Genomic DNA, 18,001 nt, shown 5'->3' with positions numbered 1-18,001 from the left:
GCGCCGCGACCAGGCCGGTCTCCCAACTCTGCGTGCACCGTTCCTCCCCGCCGCCTACCGGACGCCACAGGCTTTCGGGCCGGCCCGGCTGGGCGCGCGAGGCTTCCGGCTCCGTCGCCGAGGACCTCCGGCCCGATCGTGACGTGCCCCGCTCCGGTGGTGCCCGCTCGATCGGTGCCCGCTCGATCGCTAACGGCCGTGCACTCCGGAACGAGCCATGGGCGGGGACGAGCGGACGGGGGGAGTGGACGTGCCGGCACCGAGGACGACGTGGACGGCCTAGCCGCGTCCCGGGCCTGGTTGCGCAACCGCGTCGACCAGGACATCGAACGCGCCCTGCGCGAATTGCTCACATCGATGACGGAGTCGGCCGCGACGGCCTCCGGGAACGCCGTCACCGTCCGAGAGCTCTCGGACGACGGGTTGTGGCTGCGGGCGTTGGCCGCGCACCATGTCGACCTGACGATGAGCCGGGCGATGGCCGCGATCATGGACGAGACCGCGCAGCGTGCCGACATCGGACTGTGGCGACCGGTCGTCGAGGACGGCCGTCCCGTGCGCTACCGGCTCGACGGCCGGCGCCGCCCGGTCGAGGCGTCGGACGGACAGGCCCGGTTCCTCGACCGGTTCCCGGTCACGGCGGTCGTCGCGGTGCCGCTGCTCACCGGGGGCCGCGTGGTGGGCGGCGCATCGCTGGTCCGGTTCACCGTCGACCGCGACTTCTCCGACGGGGAGGAAGCTCTGCTCGTCGAGTTCGCCGACCGCGTCGGCATGGTTCTCGGGTGGCTCAAGGAGCTCGCTGGACCTGCCTGAACGACGCGCAGGCCTTTCGACCCGAGGGAGGGGGCCGGAGCGCAGCGGCGTCCCGTGCGACGAGCGACCACCCTGGGCGGGGCTCGTCGACCACCTGGAGGGGCCATGGCGGCAAGGGGTGCGGACTCGGTCGTCGCGGGTCTCGACGGCTCGGACGAGGCGATGGAGGCGGTGCGCTGGGCGGCCGCGGAGGCACGTGACCGCAGAGTGGCGTTGCGTCTCGTCGCCGCCGTCGAGCCACCGCGCTCGGACCTCGTGCTGCCGCCCAGAGGGGTGGAGTTCGAGCTGCTGCTGGGCCGGACGCGACCCCGGCTGGACGCGGCCGAGGCGGCGGCCCACGAGGTGGCGGCGGACCTCGAGCTCGACCGGGAGGTGGTCAGCGGTTCCCCCGCCGCCGTGCTGGCGGCCGCGTCGCGGACGGCGTGTGTGGTCGTGGTGGGCCATCGCGGGCGTGGCGGCTTCAGCGGACTGCTGCTCGGGTCCGTGGGCCTGACGCTGCCCACGAAGGCGGCGTGCCCGACGGTGATCGTGCGTGGTCGGGCCGACCGGCGGGCGGCGGTGGTGGTCGGCGTGGACGGCACGCCGCGTGGTGGCGCCGCAGTCGGGTTCGCCTTCGAGGAGGCCTCGCTGCGGGGTGCCCCGGTCGTCGCAGTGCGGGCGTGGAGCGAACCCGGCCTCGAGCCGCTGCTGGAGCCGCTGGCGGTGGAGCGGGCCGTCATGGAGGAGACGGAGCGGCGGGTACTGGACCGGGTGCTGCGGCCCTGGCAGCGGCGGTACCCGGAGGTCGAGGTCCGGCCCCTCCCGGTGCGGGCCAACGCGGCTCGGGCGCTGGTCGAGTGTGCGGCTGACGCCGCGCTCGTCGTGGTGGGGTCCCGAGGACCCGGCCTGGTCCGGGGAATGCGGTTCGGGTCGGTCGGTCAGGCGCTGATCCACCACTCGCCGTGCCCGGTCGCCGTCGTCCACCCGCCGATCGACGAGGAGCCGGACCCGCCCCCGGACGACAACGACCGCGCGACGCACATGTCGGATGTGGCCGGCGTGCGGTGATGTGTCCGGCTCGGGGAGGTGCTGGCGTCGATCAGTACCCGGTTGCCGCAGCACCTCGGGGGCGGCCCGTTGGTCTCGTGCACCCTGCCCACGACAACCTCCCGGGTACCCCGTGCACACGCCGGGGCTAAGGAGTTTCCGGGTGATCCGGAGAGCCGGGCGGGGCGGTGGGGTGGGCGCCGTCGCCCGTGCGTCGTACCGCTCGGCGATCCCACCGACGCCGGGTCGCTGCAGTCTCCCGCTCGATGCGCGCCTGTTCCCTGCTCGCGGCGTCGGCCCTGCGCTCGACCGCTGCGTCGGCGCGGGCACGGCGCTCGCGTTCGCGCTGCTCCGCGGTGCCTTCGCGTTCGTCGGCCAGCCGCTCCCGCTCGTCGGCGGTGAGCTCTCGAACGTCTGCCAGCCGCTCGCGTTCGTCGGCGAGCCGCTCGCGCTCGTCCGCCAGGTGCTCGCGCCGATCCGCGGCCGCCGCCCGCTCGACAAGGTGCGTGAACTGCTCCCCACGAGCATCGGTGAGTTGCTCGCGCCGCAGCGCGAGCCTCTCACGCTCGGCGGCGACGGCCTCGCGTTCCTCGGCGATGTGTTCCCGCTCGAGGGCGACCCGCTCCCGTTCCCGGGCCACCTCGACGAGCTCGCGCACCTCGTCCTCCGCCAGGAACGGCCCACCGTGCCGGGCCGGGTCTTCCGCTTGCATCATCGTCGTCGCGCCTCCTCTCCACCCTCCACGATCAACCGCGGCGAAGGTCGGGAGCAGGGCCATAGGTCACGGCGCGGCAGCGGTGCCGCCGTCGCGGCGAGGACGGACTGCCGGCGCGGGGCGCCACAGCATCGCGTTCACCGGTGGGCGTCGTTCTACCGGCCGGCTGACGCCATCGGGACGCGCGGCCCCCACCTGTTGTCCGCCGCGGCGGCCGTACGGCGGTCGTCTGGCGAGATCCAGGGCGATCCGGCGCGGACTCCGCCTCACGGCGTCAGGTCCGCTCGCCGTCCGCTCTTCTGCGCAGAAACGCTGGTTGCGCAGTTCGCTCACGGATATGACCGTTGCATCAGGGGCGCGCCGACCCGACGACGCGGGACGACACGCACAGCGATGACAGCAGGGGAGCCGAGCATGGCCGACCAGGACAACCCCTCGCTCCGGATACGCGTCGACGGCGTGGACCACGGCCGCGCCACGACCAGCCTGGTCCTCGGACACAGCCGCGACCCGGTCGCCGACGACGCGCTGCGCGTGGCCGCGGACCTGGCCCGCCGCCTTCACGCGCACCTGCACGTCGTGCACGGGGTCGACCTGTCCGACTATCCCGTCGACCCGGACCGGCCCGACTGGGAGGAAGAGGCTCGCCGCGCGCTGGCTGCCCAACGACGCCGGGTCGCCGCTGTGCTGGCCGGCTCCCCGGGCAGTTGGACCTACCACGCCGGCCACGGCGACGCCGCAGGGCTGCTGATCGACGTGGCCGAGGAAACCGACGCACTGATGATCATCGTGGGCTCGCACGGCGAAGGCGTCGGCGCGACCTTCGAACGACTGCTCGGCGGCTCGGTCTCGCGCGCGGTCCTACGCCGCCAGCACCGCCCGGTGCTCATCGTCCCCGGCTCCGGCACCCATCCGGAACCCGAGCACGGCGGCCCTGGGAACGACGGTCCCGGGAACGACGACCCCGGGAGCGACAGCATGGTCTGAGGTCATCTCCTTCCGACACCGACCCGGCTGCGGATCGTGGCGCCGGACGACACCGAGGTCGGAGCGGTAGGGCGCCACATTCCGTCGCGCCCGGTCCGGCCACACGACGACCTGGGGACCTTCGACCCGGCTCGGGCCCGCCGACGGCCCCTGCCGGGTTCAGAACCGCTCCGCGAGGCTGGAACGCACGGATCACGCGTCGCCATGGAGGCCGTCGAGATGTCCAGCCAGCACCGTTCCCGGCCCGTCGTCGTCGGTGTCGACGAGTCCGCGTCGTCGCGGGTCGCACTGCACTGGGCGGCCGAGCTCGCTGCGGCGACCGGGACGCCGCTCGTGCTGCTGCACGCCCGGATCCACGGCTCCGCGGACGTGGCCTCCGCGCCTCTCCCGCCCTACATGCGCGAGCTCGTCGCCGACGCGGAACGCTGCGGCGTCGCCCACGCATCTGTGGAGATCGTGAGTGGCAACACCGTGGACCTGCTCCACGACCGTGCGCGGCACGCCTGTCTGCTCGTCGTGGGCAGCTACGGCGACGGCGCCTGGTCCGGGACGCTCGTGGGACACATCGCGTTGGGTCTCGCAGGCCGGGTGGGATGTCCGGTCGCCGTCGTCCGGGGCGCCCGGCCGGGCATGCCTCCCGCACGGGGCGGTCCGATCGTCGCTGCAGTGGACGACCTCAGGACCGGGCCGGGCGTCCTCGACACCGCATTGCTGCTCGCCAGGGCGTCGGCGGCACCGGTGCTCGTCGCCCATTGTGCCGCCGATCGGAGCCCGTCGGGAACGATCTCGCCCGACGACGACGCCGCGGCACACCGTCTCGTCGACTGGGGGATGCGCTGGATCACCGACCAGGCCCCGGACGTCGCCGTGGCCGGCGAGGTGATCCAGGACGGGGTCGGACGTGGCTTGGGCGACCTCGCCGTGTCCGCGAGGGCGATCGTGGTCGGTCATCATCCACAGCCGGCGACGGCGCGGTCCACGATGCGCCGGCTCATCGAGTTCGCACCCTGTCCGATCGTCGCCGTCCCGGCGCGACTGGACCCCTACGTGCCGGCCGGTCCGGAGCCCGGTCCCGCGGACGTCGCGACGGCCCAGCCCTCGCGGTGAGTCCGACGTCCGGCGTGGGGCTGTCGGGTCGCGGACCTGCGTCCGAGTCATCACGGCGGCCCGTCGACGCGTGGACGGTCGTCTTCGAGGGATTCGACCCGGGCGACGAAGGGCGACGCGAGGCCTTGTGCACGTTGGGCAACGGCTACCTGGCGACCCGCGGAGCGGCCCCGGAGAGCTCGGCCGACGGCGTGCACTATCCGGGCACCTACTCCGCGGGGGTCTACAACCGGCTCGACGACGAGCTCGCGGGCCGGACCGTCACCACCGAGAGCATGGTGAACCTGCCCAACTGGCTGCCGACGCGCATCGCTGTGAACGACGACCGAGCCGGAGAGTGGCTCGATCCGCTCGGCCGGGCCGGACGGCCGGCCGAGCACCGGGTCGCCCTGGACCTGCGCCGAGGACTGCTCACCAGGCTGGTCCGCTTCGCCGACGCAGAGGGGCGACGGTTCACGCTCCGGCAGCGACGCTTCGTCCACATGGGACGGCGGCACGTCGCCGGGCTGCAGACCGTCGTCATCGCGGAGAACTGGTCCGGGCGGCTGCGGGTGCGATCAGAGGTGGATGCGACCGTGACCAACGCCGGCGTCGCGCGGTACCGGCAGATGGCCGGCCGGCATCTGCAGGTGGACGAGCAGCGCGAGGTCGACGCCGAGACGGTGCTGCTCACCGCACGGACGACCCGGTCCGGGATCCTCGTCGCCACGGCGGCGCGGACACGCGTCGTCGGCCGCCACGACCGGACGCTGGTCGACGACCGCGGACGGATCGGGCACGACGTCGTCGTGGATCTCGTCGAAGGAGCGCCCGTGACGATCGAGAAGATCATCACGATGGTGACATCGCGCGACGTCGCCATCGCGCACCCGGCGGGGGCGGCCGTGGACCTCATCCGGGACGCGGGCGGCTTCGACGAGCTGCTCGCCTCGCACGAGCTGGCCTGGGCCCAGCTGTGGCGTCGCTTCGACGTGGAACCGGCCCCACGCGGCAGCGTCACGATCGACGACACCCTGCGGACCCTGCGCCTGGGCCTGTTCCATCTGCTGCAGACGGTGTCGCCGCACGACCTCGATCTCGACGCCGGCATCCCTGCGCGCGGCCTGCACGGCGAGGCCTACCGTGGACACGTCTTCTGGGACGAGCTGTTCGTCTTCCCGGTCCTGACGCTGCGGATGCCCGTCCTCGCCCGCGCGCTCCTGCACTACCGCGTCCGCAGGCTCGACAGCGCGCGCCGGTCCGCGAGGGCCGCCGGCTTCCGCGGCGCGATGTTCCCGTGGCAGTCGGGCAGCGACGGCCGCGAGGAGGCACAGACGGTGCATCTGAACCCGCTGTCGGGCAGGTGGCTCCCCGACCACAGCCACCTGCAGCGACACGTCGGTCTCGCGGTGGCCTACGACATCTGGACCTACTACCAGTCGACGGCCGATCTGGAGTTCCTGGCCGAGCACGGCGCCGAGACCATGCTGGAGATCGCCAGGTTCTTCGCCGACCTCACCAGCTACGACCCCCTGCTGGACCGGTTCCGCATCCGTGGCGTGGTGGGGCCCGACGAGTACTCCACGCGCTACCCCGGCGCCGACGAGCCGGGCGTCGACGACAACGCCTACACGAACGTGATGGCCGTGTGGCTCTTCCGCCGCGCGCACGAGGTGCTGGAGACGCTACCGAGCACTCGGCGCCTCGAGCTCGTCGAGCGGCTCGGGCTCACGCCAGCCGAGCTCCTGCACTGGTCGACGCTGACCCGGCGGATGTACGTGCCGTTCCTGCCCTCCGGGATCATCGAGCAGTTCCACGACCAGCACCGCCTCGACGAGCTGGACTGGGCGGAGTACCGCCGTCGGTACGACGACCTGCAGCGGCTGGACCGGATCCTCGAGGCGGAGGGTCGCTCGGTCGACGAGGTCCAGGTCTCCAAGCAGGCCGACGTGCTGATGCTGTTCTACCTGATGTCCGCCGACGAGTTGCGGGAGCTGCTGGGCGGGCTCGGCTACCCGTTGCCACCCGCCGTCATCCCGCTCACCATCGACCACTACCTCGCTCGCACCGTGCACGGGTCGACGCTCAGCGCGCTGGTCCACGCGTGGGTGCTGGCCAGGGCGAACCGGGAGGCGGCCCTGGACCACTTCGAGCGGGCGCTGCGCAGCGACGTCGCCGACGTCCAGGGGGGTACGACCGCGGAGGGTGTCCACCTCGCCGCGATGGCCGGTTCCGTCGACCTGCTGCAGCGCTGCTTCGCCGGCCTCGAGACCCGCCACGACGCGCTCTGGTTCAACCCGCACTGGCCCGAGCGATTCGGTGCGTTGGAGTTCGCCGTGCAGTACCGGGGACTGTCCGTGCAGGTCCGGGTCAGCGGCCGGGAGGTGCGCGTGTCCGCCCCGGCAGGCCCTGGCACAGCCATCCGGGTGGCGTGCGGCGGGGACTTCCGGACCCTCGGACCCGGTGACTCGGTCGTGTTCCTGGCCGGCACGACGCCGCGGTCGGCGTCGGTCCCCGAGAGCCCGGGACTGGCGGTCAGCGGCAGGCGCACGGACGGGCACCCGGGGGCGGACACGTCGTCCGACCCGGGAACCGGAGTCCTTCGACCCTGAACGAGGCGCCCCGATCCGACGAGCGTGGCCGGAAACCGGGGATGGTCGGCGAACTCGTCGCGACCGCCGTCACGGCCTGGAGTGGTCGGGGTGACTCGAGCAGGGACCTTCGATGTCGAACAGGAGGAGACCATGAGCCGAGAGCACAGTGGGGCCGTCGTCGTCGGTGTCGATGGCTCGCGGTCCGCGACGGACGCGGTGGCGTGGGCCGCAGCCGAGGCCGCGTCGACCGGGGCACCGCTTCGGCTCGTCGCCGCACTGGGGCCGCCGCCGGCTCGTCCCGTGGAGGAGGGGGAACCGCGCGAGGTGGCGGCACGCCACGTCGTCGTCTCGGCGCGGGCCGCGCTGGACATGGCCGCCGAGCAGGCCACCCGGGTACACCCGGGGCTCGACGTCGACACGCAGACCCGCGACGGGTTCGCGGTCCCGGTGCTGCTCGACGAGTCGCGGCACGCGTCCCTGCTGGTGACCGGTAACCGGGGGCTGGGCGGCGTCCCCGGACTGTTGCTGGGATCGGTCTCGATGAGCGTCGCGGCGAAGGCGGACTGCGCCGTCGTGGTCGTGCGCGGCGTCCCCGGCCACAGTGGTGACGACCGACCGGTCGTCGTCGGCGTCGACGGGTCCGCGCGCAGCGATCCCGCGCTGGAGCTGGCGTTCGCGAAGGCCGCGGAGCGCGGTGCGCCGCTGCTCGCCGTCCACACGTGGTCGGACCAGCTGCTGGTCGAGCTCGGACCGATCGTGGATTTCGACGCGATCAACGCGGATGAGCGGCGTCTGCTGTCCGAGCGGCTGGCGGGATGGCGTGAAAAGTACCCGGACGTCGAGGTCCGCACCCTGGTGCGGCGCGCCAGGCCCGCCGAGGCGCTGCTCGAGCTGTCGGCGACGGCACAGCTGCTCGTCGTGGGATCACGCGGGCGGGGCCGGGTGTCGGGGCTGCTGCTCGGTTCGGTCGGCCACGCCCTGCTGCACCTCGCCGAATGCCCGGTGCTCATCGCCCGGTCCTGACCGCGCGGCATCGGACCGCCCGCGGGACCGGTGCCGATGCGGCGTCAGGGCAACTCGGTCAGGGAGGCGGCGGGGTGTCACCGTGGACGACCAGCACCGCACCCGCTGCGTACTCCGCGCACGCCGCGCTCACCGAGCCGAGCAGCAGAGCGCTGAACCCGCCGTGTCCCCGGCTGCCGACCACGAGCATGCGCGCGCCTGAACTGATCTCGAGCAATGTGCGCGCAGCCCCGCCCTCGACGACCCGCTCGTGGACGGGTGTGTCCGGGTGCTCGCCGAGCGTGTCGACGACGGCCTCGTGCAGCACCTGCGCGGCGTCCGCGGCCGGGTCCCAGTCGTCCGGCCAGTTCGGGGCGCCCGCACCCACGGTCGGGAACGTCCATGCCGTGACGGCCTCGATCTCGGCGTCGAACGCCCGGCTGAGGAACCGTGCCCAGCGCAGGGCCTGCCGCGACGGTTCCGACCCGTCGACGCCCACCACGATCCGGCTCCGGTCTGCGGTCATGCTGGTTCCTCTTCTCCGACGGGGCAGCAGCCCTGGTGGGAATGCCCCGGCCTGAAGGACGCGATCGCTCTGCCGAGGACCGGTCCGCTGCCCGCTCACGATGTCGAGGGCCAGCTCGCGTCGCATCGGGCCGTACGACGCCCACAACGGGGGTCGTGGGGCCCCATGTCACCGGCCGAGACCGGCGTCGCGTTCCGGTCGTGGCGTCCGCAATGGAAGGCCAGGACCTTCGGACCTCGACCGGTGGGCGGTTCGCACCTCCTCGGTGCCGTCCTCCGAGGGCAGTCTCGAGACGACGAGGCGGACCGGCAGAGGAGACGCGATGAGCGCGGCGTCGCACGCGTGGCGGGGCCCCGTCGTCATCGCCGCCTTCGTGGTTGTCGTCGCCATCGAGCTGATCGTGGCCGGGCCGGCCCTGCTCCGCTCTCTCAGCGTGCTGTCGGTCGCACGCACCGGATGGCTCGCGGCGGCGGTGGCACTCACGGCGGCGTCCTTCGTCGCGTTGGCGGCGGGCAAGCGGTCCATGCTGGCGGGAGCGGGGAGGCGGCTGGGTACCGCCGACGTGCTGGCCGGGGTCCTGGTGACGAACGCCGTGCACAGCAGCACGCCGGCCGGGGTCGCGGCCTCGTCGACCTACGCCTACCGGTGGGCGCGCGAGCGCGGCGTCGACGCCACGGCCGCGGTCTGGCAGCTGGTCGCGAGCGGGGTGCTGGCCACCGTCACGCTCGCGGGCCTGGGTGCCGCGGGTGCCCTCCTCGTCGGGGCGGCCGTGACCATCGGGTCGGTGACGACGGGCGCTGCACTGCTCGTCCTGGTGGTGCTCGGCTCGTGGTGGTTGGCGACACATCCGGATGCTGCCGTCGCGGTGCCGGTGCGGATGTTGCGTCGTCATCCCGGAACGCGCACGTCCCGGGTCGAGCGCAGGCTGCACGGCGTCGCGGCCGACCTCACCAGGATCCGCCCGCACGCCTCGACCTGGATGGCAGCAATCGCCTGCGCCCTGCTGAACTGGCTCTTCGATCTCGGCTGCCTGGCGGCGTGCCTGGCGGCCGGCGGGGTCGCTCTGCCGTCGGCGGGTGGGCTCGCACTGGCGTACACGGCGGGCATGGCGGCCTCGGGTCTGTCGTTGCTGCCGTTCGGAATCGGCACCGTGGACGTCGCGCTGGTGGGTGGACTCGTCGCAGCCGGCGTCGGGCCTCGTGCCGCGATCTCCGGGGTAGTGCTGTACCGGGTGGTCGCCGTCGGCGCGCCGGTCCTGTCCGGCTGGGCGCTAGGTCTGCGCTCGGTCCGGCGGCGCCACCCTGGTCCGACGGCGCGGTCCGGAAATCGAGGCGGTTCGGATGCCGCGCGCCGGGCCACGTCGTCTTCGGCCCTGGTCGAGCCCGCCGACGGGGCGGACCCTCGTGAGGACGCGAAGGAGGAAGCGACACCTGTCACCGTCACGAGGAAAGGGGACCCGCCGCGGAAACCGGTGCGCGAGTGCTCGCCGACGCCGACCGCGCGGTGCGACCGATGACCGAGCCGGTCGCAGCTGCGGACGCGGTGGTCCGCGCGGTGCCGCGGCTGTGCCGGGCGGTGCTCCGGCGGCCGTCACGGCGGCCGCGGCGGCACGACGGCGACGTCGCGCGCCTGGCCGTGCTGGCGGTTCCCGTCGCGGTGCCGGTGACGATGGCAGGGGTCTTCGCGCTGTTCGGCCGTCTGCTGTCGCCGCGCGCGGCCCACCTGGCGGGATTCGCGGTGTACTGGGCTGGGTGGTGCGGAGCCTTTCCGGTGTGGGTGCTCGGGCTGCGCGGATGCCGGGACGTGCTGGGCGCGGGACGTCGACCCCGTCCGGCCGAGCTCGCTGTCCTGGCGCTTCCGGTCGTCGGTGCCGTCGCCACCGAGCTGGTGCCGAACCGCCGCCTGGTCGGCCTGCGGGTCGCTCTGGTCGCGGCCGGGACCGCGGCGGTCAACGCCCTGGGTGAGGAGCTGTTGTGGCGGGGTCTGTTCCTGGACCGGTTCCCGGGCGACCAGATGCGGGCCGGGATCTGGCCGTTGGCCGGGTTCACCGTCTGGCACCTGGCCCCCCAGCTCGTGCGGCCCTCCGACCGAGGCCGGGGTGGCTTCCTGGCGGGCGCCGCGACGGTGGGCACCGTGATGACGGTGGTGGCGTGGCGCGCCGGTGGGGTGCGGGCCGTGCTGCTGCCGCACGTGCTGGTCGATGCGTGCGGGGTGCGGGTAGCTCGGTTCTGGACAGGTCGCTGAGGGACTCGCGCAGACGGGGACTCCGTCTGGTCGTACCCGGCGCTGCTGACCGCCCTGCTCGGACTCCGAGGACGACGGGCCCGCAGGTAGCGGGTCGCCGGACCCTACGGAACCGGTCCGCTCGAGCGCATCGTCCCGGTATGACCGACACCGACCGCGAGACACGGGGCGCGAGCACCGGAGGACCGACGGCGCTGCTCGACGCGATCACGAACCTCGCGCGCTTCCACTCCGAGCACGAGCGCTTCTACTCCTCGGCCCCGCTGGAGACCGCGTTGCGCCTGCAGCGCCACGCCCGGACCCTGCATGCTCTCGCCGACCGCTGGGCGTCCGTCGAACCCGTGACCGACGTCGTGGCCAGCCCCTACCAGGGGCCCGATGATCTCAACAGCGAGGCGGCCATCGCGCTCGACGGCGCGTTGTTCATGGAGGGTGAGGGCCGGCCCGTCGAGATCGAGGCGATGATCGCCGAGCTGCGCGCGGCCGGTGCGGGATTCGCCGCGGGAGGGGACTGGCTGGCTACGGCGATGGAGAGCAGCTGGCATGCCGCCGGGAGTCTGTTGGAGTTCGACGTGCTCGCCGACGTGTTCGGGGAACGGCACCGCATCATCGCCAACGACTGGCTCGCCGCTCGGATGCAGACCCTCATCGGGCGACTGCTGGAACGTGCCGCGGAGATGCTGGACTGCATCGACTTCACCCCGGCGGCGCTGCGCGTGGATCTCGCGGGCGATCGCGTCGTCCCGCGTCGCCTGCGATCGACGACCGAGCTGCTCGCCCGGGCGGCCGACCTGTGTGGCGAGTCCGCCCGGTTGGTGCACGACAACGAACGGCGCTGGCGCGTCTTCCGCGAATGCGCCGCAGACCTGCTCGAGACCGTTCGCGGTCAGGTCCCGACCACGCCGGCCGGTTGATCGTCCGAGGTGTCACGCCTCGGCGGCAGAAGGGAATCCGTCATGAGTACCGACGACCGTTCGACCGACGAACCCAGGACATCCGAGGATTCGGCGGACCTGCGTGAGCTGGCACGTCGGCGCGTCGAGCAGAAGCGCGGCTTCTGGTTGCACCTCGCCATCTACATCGCGATCAACGGCCTGCTGATCGCGATCTGGTCGTGGACGGGGGCACCGTTCTTCTGGCCGGTGATCCCACTGGTGTTGTGGGGGGTCGGGGTGCTCGCCAACGCGTGGTCGGCGTTCGTGGAGCGTCCGGTGACGGACGAGCGGATCCAGCGTGAGATCAACCGGATGCGCCGGTAGGGCAGGGGCCGGCGCGGCCGGGCCGTGGCTCGTCGCCCCGGCCGGCGGGATCACGACTCCCCGACGCGCAGGAGCCGGAACTCGCGGCGACGAAGCAGCCGCAGCAGGACGCCCGGCACTCCGCGGAACGCCGCGAGACCGTCGTCGGTGCTGCACGGTTCGACGCCGTCGACGGTGTAGGACCGGCCACGATGGACGACGGTGCACCCTCCGGCCGCGGCGATGTTGCGGTACCAGTCGACGGCTGGCCCGTAGGTGAGCTCCGCGACGAAACCATCGGACGTCCGCGCCAGCAGCAGTGGCGTCTCGTACGACCGGCCACTTCGCCGCCCGACATGGCGGACGAGGCTCCAGGGCCCGTGGCCCGACCTGGCGAGGGATGTGGTCAGGCGGTTGAGCGTGTGGCTGATCAGCCACAGCCACACCCGGGTGCCGCGCTGCGTGGCCGTCACGCCGGTGTCCCCCGGCGGAGCCGGGCGTCGACCGCGACGACCGCCGGGGCCGGGCCGGCGGACCGCAGCCGGGTCTGGCGCCGGTCGTACGACACACCGGCCGCCGGTGACGCGGGGCGCACGTTCTGCCGGTCTGCTCGCGCTCGGTCGTAAGGCATGCGGTCATGGTGACCGTCGCCGGGCATCAGGACACGGGACCACCGGTCCGATCAACCGGGACCAACGGGAACCGCAGCCGAGCGAGGCGACCCCGAAACGGTCACGAACCCGATCGGGCGCGCTCCGAGGCAGACGCGTCGAGCGGCGTGGCCGGTTCCGGCACGACGATGACCGGGCATCTGACAGCGGCCACCAGGTCGCCCACCGGGATACTCGCGACGGTCCCCGACGCCGTGCCCCGCGAGGAGCGCCCGAGGACAAGCAGCTCCGCATCCGTGCTGAGGGCGATGAGCAACGGTGCCGCGTCGTCCCGAACGGTCAGCAACCTGAACCGTCCGCCCGTCTCCTCGGTACGCCACCGGTCGACCGACCGCTGGAGCTCGCGGCGGGCCCGCTCCAGGCCGCGGTCCCATCTCATCAGGGTGTCGGGCAGGATTCGGCCGAGGTCGGAGTCGGGACCGGCCCACGCCCGAACCGCGACGAGCTCCGCGCCGCGTGCGACCGCCTCGCGGACGGCGACGTCGAGGACGCATGGCGCGGTCCAGGGCGCCACCCCGACGATGACGCGGCCGACGGGAGGAACCGTCGGGGGCACGGTGGCGACCGGGCAGACCGCGTCACCGACGACGCGCGAGCCCGACACCGCGGCGACGACCATCAACTCCGCCGAGGCGCCGACCCGTGACAGGTCGGCGCCGAGCGGGTCGGCCACCCGGCGCGACGTCACCGCGGCGCCGGGGAAGGAGGCGCGCAGCAGGCGCGTCACTCGGGCCCGGGCGATGTCGTCGCCGGTCCCCACCACCTGCAGCGCTGCGTGCAGGCGCTCCGCCTCTGCTGCCGCCCATCTGGCCGTGACCAGGTCATCGGCGGCGAGCACGACCCGGGCGCTCACGGCCGCGGCATTCGGCGACCGGACCGTCGAGAAGACAGCTCCCGCGGGGTGGGTGATCGGCGGGGACGGAACCGGCTGCGGCCCGTGCCGTCGTGCCGGACCGCGCGAACGCGCCGCCGGCCGTTGCGAGCCGCCGGGGCCGGCGGCGGTGTCCCCGTCCTGGTGGTCACCCTTGCAGCGTCGGCTCCGGCACCACCCGTTCGACAGGGGCCGCCGGTCCGTACATTCGCGCCGAACGGCCGTGTCCGCCGAACCGATCGGCCCCGGTCGGCTGTACGTCCCGGTCACGGACTGTGGGCACGCTCGCGGGGTCTTGGGAGGTACGACCCCGCTCACCTCCCGGCCGACGTCGCCCTCGACCCGGACGTCGCGCGGAGCACGAGCTGGACGAGATGGGCCCGGTCACAGGTCGTGCGGACGTCCTCGTGTTCACCGACGGGTGACCAGGAGTTCCTCGAGCTCGTCGTTACCCCCGGCGCAGCTCAACGACCTGCTCGTGGAACGACGAGTACCGGACAGGGCGCATGGAACAGCGCAGCGCGGGCGGTGGGCCCGAGCTCGGCAGCACTGCCGGGACGAGGCCCGCCGACGACGAGCAGATCGGCCTCGAGGGTCTCGTCGAGTACCTCGTGCGGCCAAGCCCGCACCAGCTGCCCCGTCGCCGTGATCCCGGAACGTGCCACAGCAGCGCCGACCAGCTGCCTGCCTCGATCTACGGCCTCGGCGAGCCCGACACTGCGCTCGCCGAAGGCGCGCGGCACGGCGTGCAACACCCTCAGCCGCGCATGACACAGGTCTGCGACCGAAGCCGCGGTGTCCACGACAGGCCGATCCCACGCGTCGTCCTGCACCGCTGCCACGACCAGCTGTGGCGTCTCGGCGCCGCCTGCACACGACGTGGCGCGAAGGATCAGCACCAGGCCCTCGAGCGCGCGGCCGGCGGCGGACACCGCGGCGGCGGTGCCGTTGGCGGCGGTCGTGTGCAGCACTGTGCCGAGATGCCTTGTCCAGGACCGAACCCAGCTCGGCACGGTGTCGGGCTCGCGTGCGATGACCACGACCGGGTGGGAAGGGTTGCCGGACGAGTCGGGTGTGCTCATGGCGCCTCTCCCCGATGGTCGTACGGGTGGTCCTCCCGTCCTCGGCAGCGTTGGACAGGTCGCGGGTGTCGCGGCAGAGGCGGACGACTCTGGCCCCCGAGACGATCGTCCTCGGCATACGCCGCCACGCCCGAGGGCGCGCAGCCGTCAGCTCACGTGAGAGTTACGCGGCGGTCGGTCGGCCGTAGCCGCTCGGGCCGTTGGGCCCCTGTCCGCTCCCGGCCCTCGGCGTCGAGGGTGGGAGCCGACAGCTGCGCAGCGACGGGAGTCCGGTGTGAGAGCCCGACTATGGTGCGAGGTCCCTGCTCCGCAGGTGTATCTCATCGGAGTGGACGGCTGGCTGGACGCCGTCGCAGGGGTGCGCCTGGTGCGCCTCCTCGACGGACGCCTGTCGATCAACGCCCCCGGGACGCCCCCCGTCCAGCGGGTGGTGATCGACCTCAGGGGTCTCGACGGGATGGACGGCGCAGGGGCCCGTGCCCTGGAGCGCGCCCGCCGCACCGCCGAACACCACGGAGCGGCCGTGCAGCTCGTCGCCGACCACGCGCTGCGGGGCCACGAGCCGATCGGCGACCGGCCCCAGCTCGCCTGGCTCGCTCGCTTCCCCACCGTTGACGAGGCACTCCGCGCCGACCCGGCCACACCACAGCTCCTGACCCACATGACCAGGCCCGAAGAGACCGTGTACTCCCGAACGACCAGGTTGACACGGTTCCGTTCCAGGAGAGCCCGAGCCAACTCACGCTGAGGAAGCCATGCAGATCACCAAGATCGCCGCGCAGCTGGTCGAGTCGGTGTTGTCTTTCGCGGGCATCCGGATCGGCACGGAGGAACCGCACTTCCTCCGTCGGCCGTTGACGGCGACGATCGAGATTCGCCAGTACGGACCGCGAGTCGCGGCGGAGACCACGGTCGCGGACGACGAGGAACGCGCTCGTAATCTCGGATTCCGCCGTCTCGCGCGCTACATCTTCGGTGGCAATCATCGCAGCGAAGGAATCGCGATGTCGGCCCCTGTGGCGCAGCAGCAGGCCCGTGGCGACGAGATCGCCATGACCGCACCGGTCGCGCAGTCGCGGAAAGACGATGGTGGGTGGACGATCCGGTTCTTCATGCCGTCCAAGTGGACCATGGAGACACTGCCCATACCTGACGACGACGATGTCAGGCTCGTGACGGTTCCAGGGGAGACCGTCGCCGTGTTGCGCTTCAGCGGAGACCGCAGCCGAAGAGCCGTCGCAGCCCGAACCGACGAACTTGTGAAGGCTCTGAGCGACCAGGGCATCGAAATCGTCGGAGAACCGGCTGCGTGGTTCTACGACCCCCCGTGGACGCTGCCGTTTCGGCGTCGCAACGAAATTGCCGTCCCGATAGCGGATACGCGGACCGAGCATCGAGGAACGACGTGACCACACGTCACACGGCGGGGCCGGAGTTCGTGATGTCGTCCGGGCCTCGGACGGTGTAACCGGCGTCGACCAGATCGTCCGTGCGCCCGAGAGGATCCGGAACGCCGCCGTCGGGCGAGCGCCACCATCGATGGCCGGCGTCGTGCGGCGACGGGATCGACTGGATCGCAGGTTCCGGCGCCTGTACGGGTTCCTGCGCGCCGCCACCGCGGTTCTCGAAGAAGCGCAGCAGCTCGACCGGGAACGGCATGACCAGCGTGCTGTTCTTCTCCGCCGCCACGTCGGACACCGTCTGCAGGAGTCGCAGCTGCAACGCACCCGGAGTCGCGGACATCCGGCCGGCCGCCGCTGCCAGCTGCTCGGAGGCCTGGCGTTCGCCGTCGGCGGCGATCACCCGGGCGCGCCGTTCGCGCTCGGCCTCGGCCTGGCGCGACATCGACCGGGTCATCTGCTCGGGTAGGGAGATGTCCTTGAGCTCGACGAGCTCGATCCGCACGCCCCAGGGTTGCTCTGTCGGCGCGTCGATCACGGTCTTGAGCTCGGCGCTGATCCGCTCCCGGTCGGAGAGGAGGGTGTCGAGGTCGGCGCGCCCGATCACGGTCCGCAGAGACGTCTGGGCCACCTGCGACACCGCGTGCTTGTAGTCCTCGACGTTCACGATGGCCTTGACCGGGTCGACGACCCGGAAGTACACCGCGGCATCAACCTTCACCGTCACGTTGTCGCGGGTGATCGCCCCTTGGGCGGGCACCGCCAGGACGACGACCCGGGTACTCACCTTCATCATCCGGTCTGCGATCGGCACGAGTACCCGCAGACCCGGCTCGCGGACCCTCTCGACGACGCGACCGAAGCGGAAGACGACGCCGCGCTCGTACTGCTGTACGAGCCGGAGGGTGAGCAGTCCGACGAAAACGACCGCGACGGCCGCCCCGATGAGCCACACAAGTGTCGTTGTCATACCGCGACGGTCCCGTCGGCAGCGCCGGGCCGGAAGATGTCGAGCGACCTCCTCCAGAACACCATCGGGCCCGGGCCGGGTCCCGGGCCTTCCGGCCCCCGCCGGGGAGGAGGGAGCCTCTGCCGGGTCGTTGCCGGGCGCTGGACCCTCGAGCGCATGTGCAACTCTCAGCAGCCGGTCCCGGTCACCGGTCGCCTCGACCCCGGACCCTTGCCCACCGAGCGCGCCGCGGGCATCGTCGGCGCGGCGTCCATCGCCAGGCGGGGAACCGCGGAGGCAGCCCGATGATGTGGGGTGGTTGGGACGTGTCGCCGACGGTCTGGATCGTCGAGTTCGTGCTGCTCCTGCTCGCTGCCGGGGGTGGCGCCGCTGCTGCGGTGCTGGTCGTAGCCCGTCGGCCCGGGACGTGGACGAGCGGCCCGGACGGCGACCGTCCGCGCAGCATCCTCGACGAGCGGCTGGCCGCCGGCGAGATCGACCTCGACGAGTACCAGCGGCTGCGCACCGCTCTGCAGGACGGGCAACGACACGCCCCCTGAGTGGCCCTGCCCTGCAACCCTCGGGACGAAAGCCCCCGTTCGTTGGGCCGGTTCGCCGCACCCACCGCCACACCGTGGTGGAACGCTCGGTCGCCGAGACCCAGGGGGTGGTCATGGCTGGTTCTGAGGCGTCGCCGCATGTCGAACGATCGGTCGTGGTGGGTATCGACGGGTCCCGCCACTGCCTCGACGCGGCCGTCTGGGCCGCGCGCGAGGCGGATCGGCGTGGCCTCCGGC

19 protein-coding genes are annotated in these 18,001 nt (G+C 72.8%); 13 read left to right on the top strand and 6 right to left on the bottom strand.

The genetic code is table 11. The features are described 5' to 3' along the window. Nucleotides 1-270 precede the first annotated feature (270 nt). From PSD17_RS07040 to PSD17_RS07015, 6 genes are all read left to right on the top strand, one after another. A complete protein-coding gene (locus PSD17_RS07040) occupies nucleotides 271-813 on the top strand; it encodes a GAF domain-containing protein (protein ID WP_339122183.1) in 543 nt (180 codons plus the stop codon). Between the two features lie 105 nt (nucleotides 814-918). Then, nucleotides 919-1,860, top strand: coding sequence for a universal stress protein (locus PSD17_RS07035; protein ID WP_339122182.1), 942 nt, complete (start codon nucleotides 919-921; stop codon nucleotides 1,858-1,860). A 172-nt stretch (nucleotides 1,861-2,032) separates the two neighbouring features. Next, complete coding sequence (locus PSD17_RS07030; protein ID WP_339122181.1) at nucleotides 2,033-3,541, top strand: universal stress protein; 1,509 nt, start codon at nucleotides 2,033-2,035, stop codon at nucleotides 3,539-3,541. Between the two features lie 204 nt (nucleotides 3,542-3,745). Further along, nucleotides 3,746-4,648 (top strand): universal stress protein, encoded by a 903-nt coding sequence (locus PSD17_RS07025; RefSeq protein WP_339122180.1) that lies wholly within the window; start codon nucleotides 3,746-3,748, stop codon nucleotides 4,646-4,648. Continuing rightward, nucleotides 4,645-7,239, top strand: a complete 2,595-nt coding sequence (locus tag PSD17_RS07020) for a glycoside hydrolase family 65 protein (protein WP_339122179.1) — start codon at nucleotides 4,645-4,647, stop codon at nucleotides 7,237-7,239. Before PSD17_RS07025 ends, PSD17_RS07020 begins: the two co-directional genes overlap by 4 nt. A gap of 132 nt (nucleotides 7,240-7,371) precedes the next feature. After that, complete coding sequence (locus PSD17_RS07015; RefSeq protein ID WP_339122178.1) at nucleotides 7,372-8,244, top strand: universal stress protein; 873 nt, start codon at nucleotides 7,372-7,374, stop codon at nucleotides 8,242-8,244. Between the two features lie 58 nt (nucleotides 8,245-8,302). Here PSD17_RS07015 and PSD17_RS07010 read toward each other — a convergent pair whose 3' ends face one another. Further along, the gene (locus PSD17_RS07010) at nucleotides 8,303-8,749 is read right to left on the bottom strand and encodes a universal stress protein (protein WP_103384272.1); all 447 of its coding nucleotides are present in this window, start codon (nucleotides 8,747-8,749) and stop codon (nucleotides 8,303-8,305) included. A 322-nt stretch (nucleotides 8,750-9,071) separates the two neighbouring features. On the opposite strand from PSD17_RS07010, the gene PSD17_RS07005 reads away from it, so the two are divergent. The 4 genes from PSD17_RS07005 to PSD17_RS06990 all read left to right on the top strand — a co-directional run bounded on the left by PSD17_RS07005 (nucleotide 9,072) and on the right by PSD17_RS06990 (nucleotide 12,252). Next, nucleotides 9,072-10,265, top strand: a complete 1,194-nt coding sequence (locus tag PSD17_RS07005) for a lysylphosphatidylglycerol synthase transmembrane domain-containing protein (protein WP_339122177.1) — start codon at nucleotides 9,072-9,074, stop codon at nucleotides 10,263-10,265. Further along, nucleotides 10,262-10,993 (top strand): CPBP family intramembrane glutamic endopeptidase, encoded by a 732-nt coding sequence (locus PSD17_RS07000; RefSeq protein WP_339122176.1) that lies wholly within the window; start codon nucleotides 10,262-10,264, stop codon nucleotides 10,991-10,993. The genes PSD17_RS07005 and PSD17_RS07000 overlap by 4 nt, the downstream gene beginning before the upstream one ends. Nucleotides 10,994-11,133: 140 nt before the next feature. Next, nucleotides 11,134-11,907, top strand: coding sequence for a hypothetical protein (locus tag PSD17_RS06995; protein ID WP_339122175.1), 774 nt, complete (start codon nucleotides 11,134-11,136; stop codon nucleotides 11,905-11,907). Nucleotides 11,908-11,949: 42 nt separating this feature from the next. Beyond that, nucleotides 11,950-12,252 (top strand): 2TM domain-containing protein, encoded by a 303-nt coding sequence (locus PSD17_RS06990; RefSeq protein WP_103384275.1) that lies wholly within the window; start codon nucleotides 11,950-11,952, stop codon nucleotides 12,250-12,252. 50 nt (nucleotides 12,253-12,302) lie between these two features. Here the strand turns inward: PSD17_RS06990 and PSD17_RS06985 are convergent, their stop codons facing one another. From PSD17_RS06985 to PSD17_RS06970, 4 genes are all read right to left on the bottom strand, one after another. Beyond that, nucleotides 12,303-12,704: a nitroreductase/quinone reductase family protein gene (locus PSD17_RS06985; RefSeq protein ID WP_103384276.1), complete on the bottom strand. Its 402-nt coding sequence runs from the start codon at nucleotides 12,702-12,704 to the stop codon at nucleotides 12,303-12,305. Further along, nucleotides 12,701-12,862 (bottom strand): hypothetical protein, encoded by a 162-nt coding sequence (locus PSD17_RS06980; RefSeq protein ID WP_339122174.1) that lies wholly within the window; start codon nucleotides 12,860-12,862, stop codon nucleotides 12,701-12,703. The genes PSD17_RS06985 and PSD17_RS06980 overlap by 4 nt, the downstream gene beginning before the upstream one ends. 101 nt (nucleotides 12,863-12,963) lie before the next feature. Further along, a complete protein-coding gene (locus PSD17_RS06975; RefSeq protein WP_339122173.1) occupies nucleotides 12,964-13,755 on the bottom strand; it encodes a universal stress protein in 792 nt (263 codons plus the stop codon). Between the two features lie 482 nt (nucleotides 13,756-14,237). After that, nucleotides 14,238-14,855, bottom strand: coding sequence for a universal stress protein (locus PSD17_RS06970; RefSeq protein ID WP_103384279.1), 618 nt, complete (start codon nucleotides 14,853-14,855; stop codon nucleotides 14,238-14,240). Nucleotides 14,856-15,168: 313 nt separating this feature from the next. Between PSD17_RS06970 and PSD17_RS06965 the strand changes: the two genes are divergently transcribed. Together PSD17_RS06965 and PSD17_RS06960 are read left to right on the top strand one after the other, a co-directional pair. After that, complete coding sequence (locus PSD17_RS06965) at nucleotides 15,169-15,603, top strand: STAS domain-containing protein (protein ID WP_103384280.1); 435 nt, start codon at nucleotides 15,169-15,171, stop codon at nucleotides 15,601-15,603. 7 nt (nucleotides 15,604-15,610) lie between these two features. Beyond that, on the top strand, nucleotides 15,611-16,264 hold the full coding sequence (locus PSD17_RS06960) for a heme-binding protein (protein WP_103384281.1): 654 nt from the start codon (nucleotides 15,611-15,613) through the stop codon (nucleotides 16,262-16,264). A 7-nt stretch (nucleotides 16,265-16,271) separates the two neighbouring features. Here the strand turns inward: PSD17_RS06960 and PSD17_RS06955 are convergent, their stop codons facing one another. Then, on the bottom strand, nucleotides 16,272-17,225 hold the full coding sequence (locus PSD17_RS06955) for an SPFH domain-containing protein (protein WP_103384282.1): 954 nt from the start codon (nucleotides 17,223-17,225) through the stop codon (nucleotides 16,272-16,274). Nucleotides 17,226-17,509: 284 nt separating this feature from the next. Here PSD17_RS06955 and PSD17_RS06950 point away from each other — a divergent pair, with 284 nt between their 5' ends. Continuing rightward, complete coding sequence (locus tag PSD17_RS06950; protein ID WP_339122172.1) at nucleotides 17,510-17,764, top strand: SHOCT domain-containing protein; 255 nt, start codon at nucleotides 17,510-17,512, stop codon at nucleotides 17,762-17,764. The last annotated feature ends 237 nt before the right edge of the window (nucleotides 17,765-18,001 follow it).

This window comes from Pseudonocardia sp. D17 (assembly GCF_036984265.1).
In the GTDB taxonomy this organism is placed as follows: Bacteria; Actinomycetota; Actinomycetes; order Mycobacteriales; family Pseudonocardiaceae; genus Pseudonocardia; species Pseudonocardia benzenivorans.
This window is presented reverse-complemented; position numbering and strand designations above follow the sequence as displayed.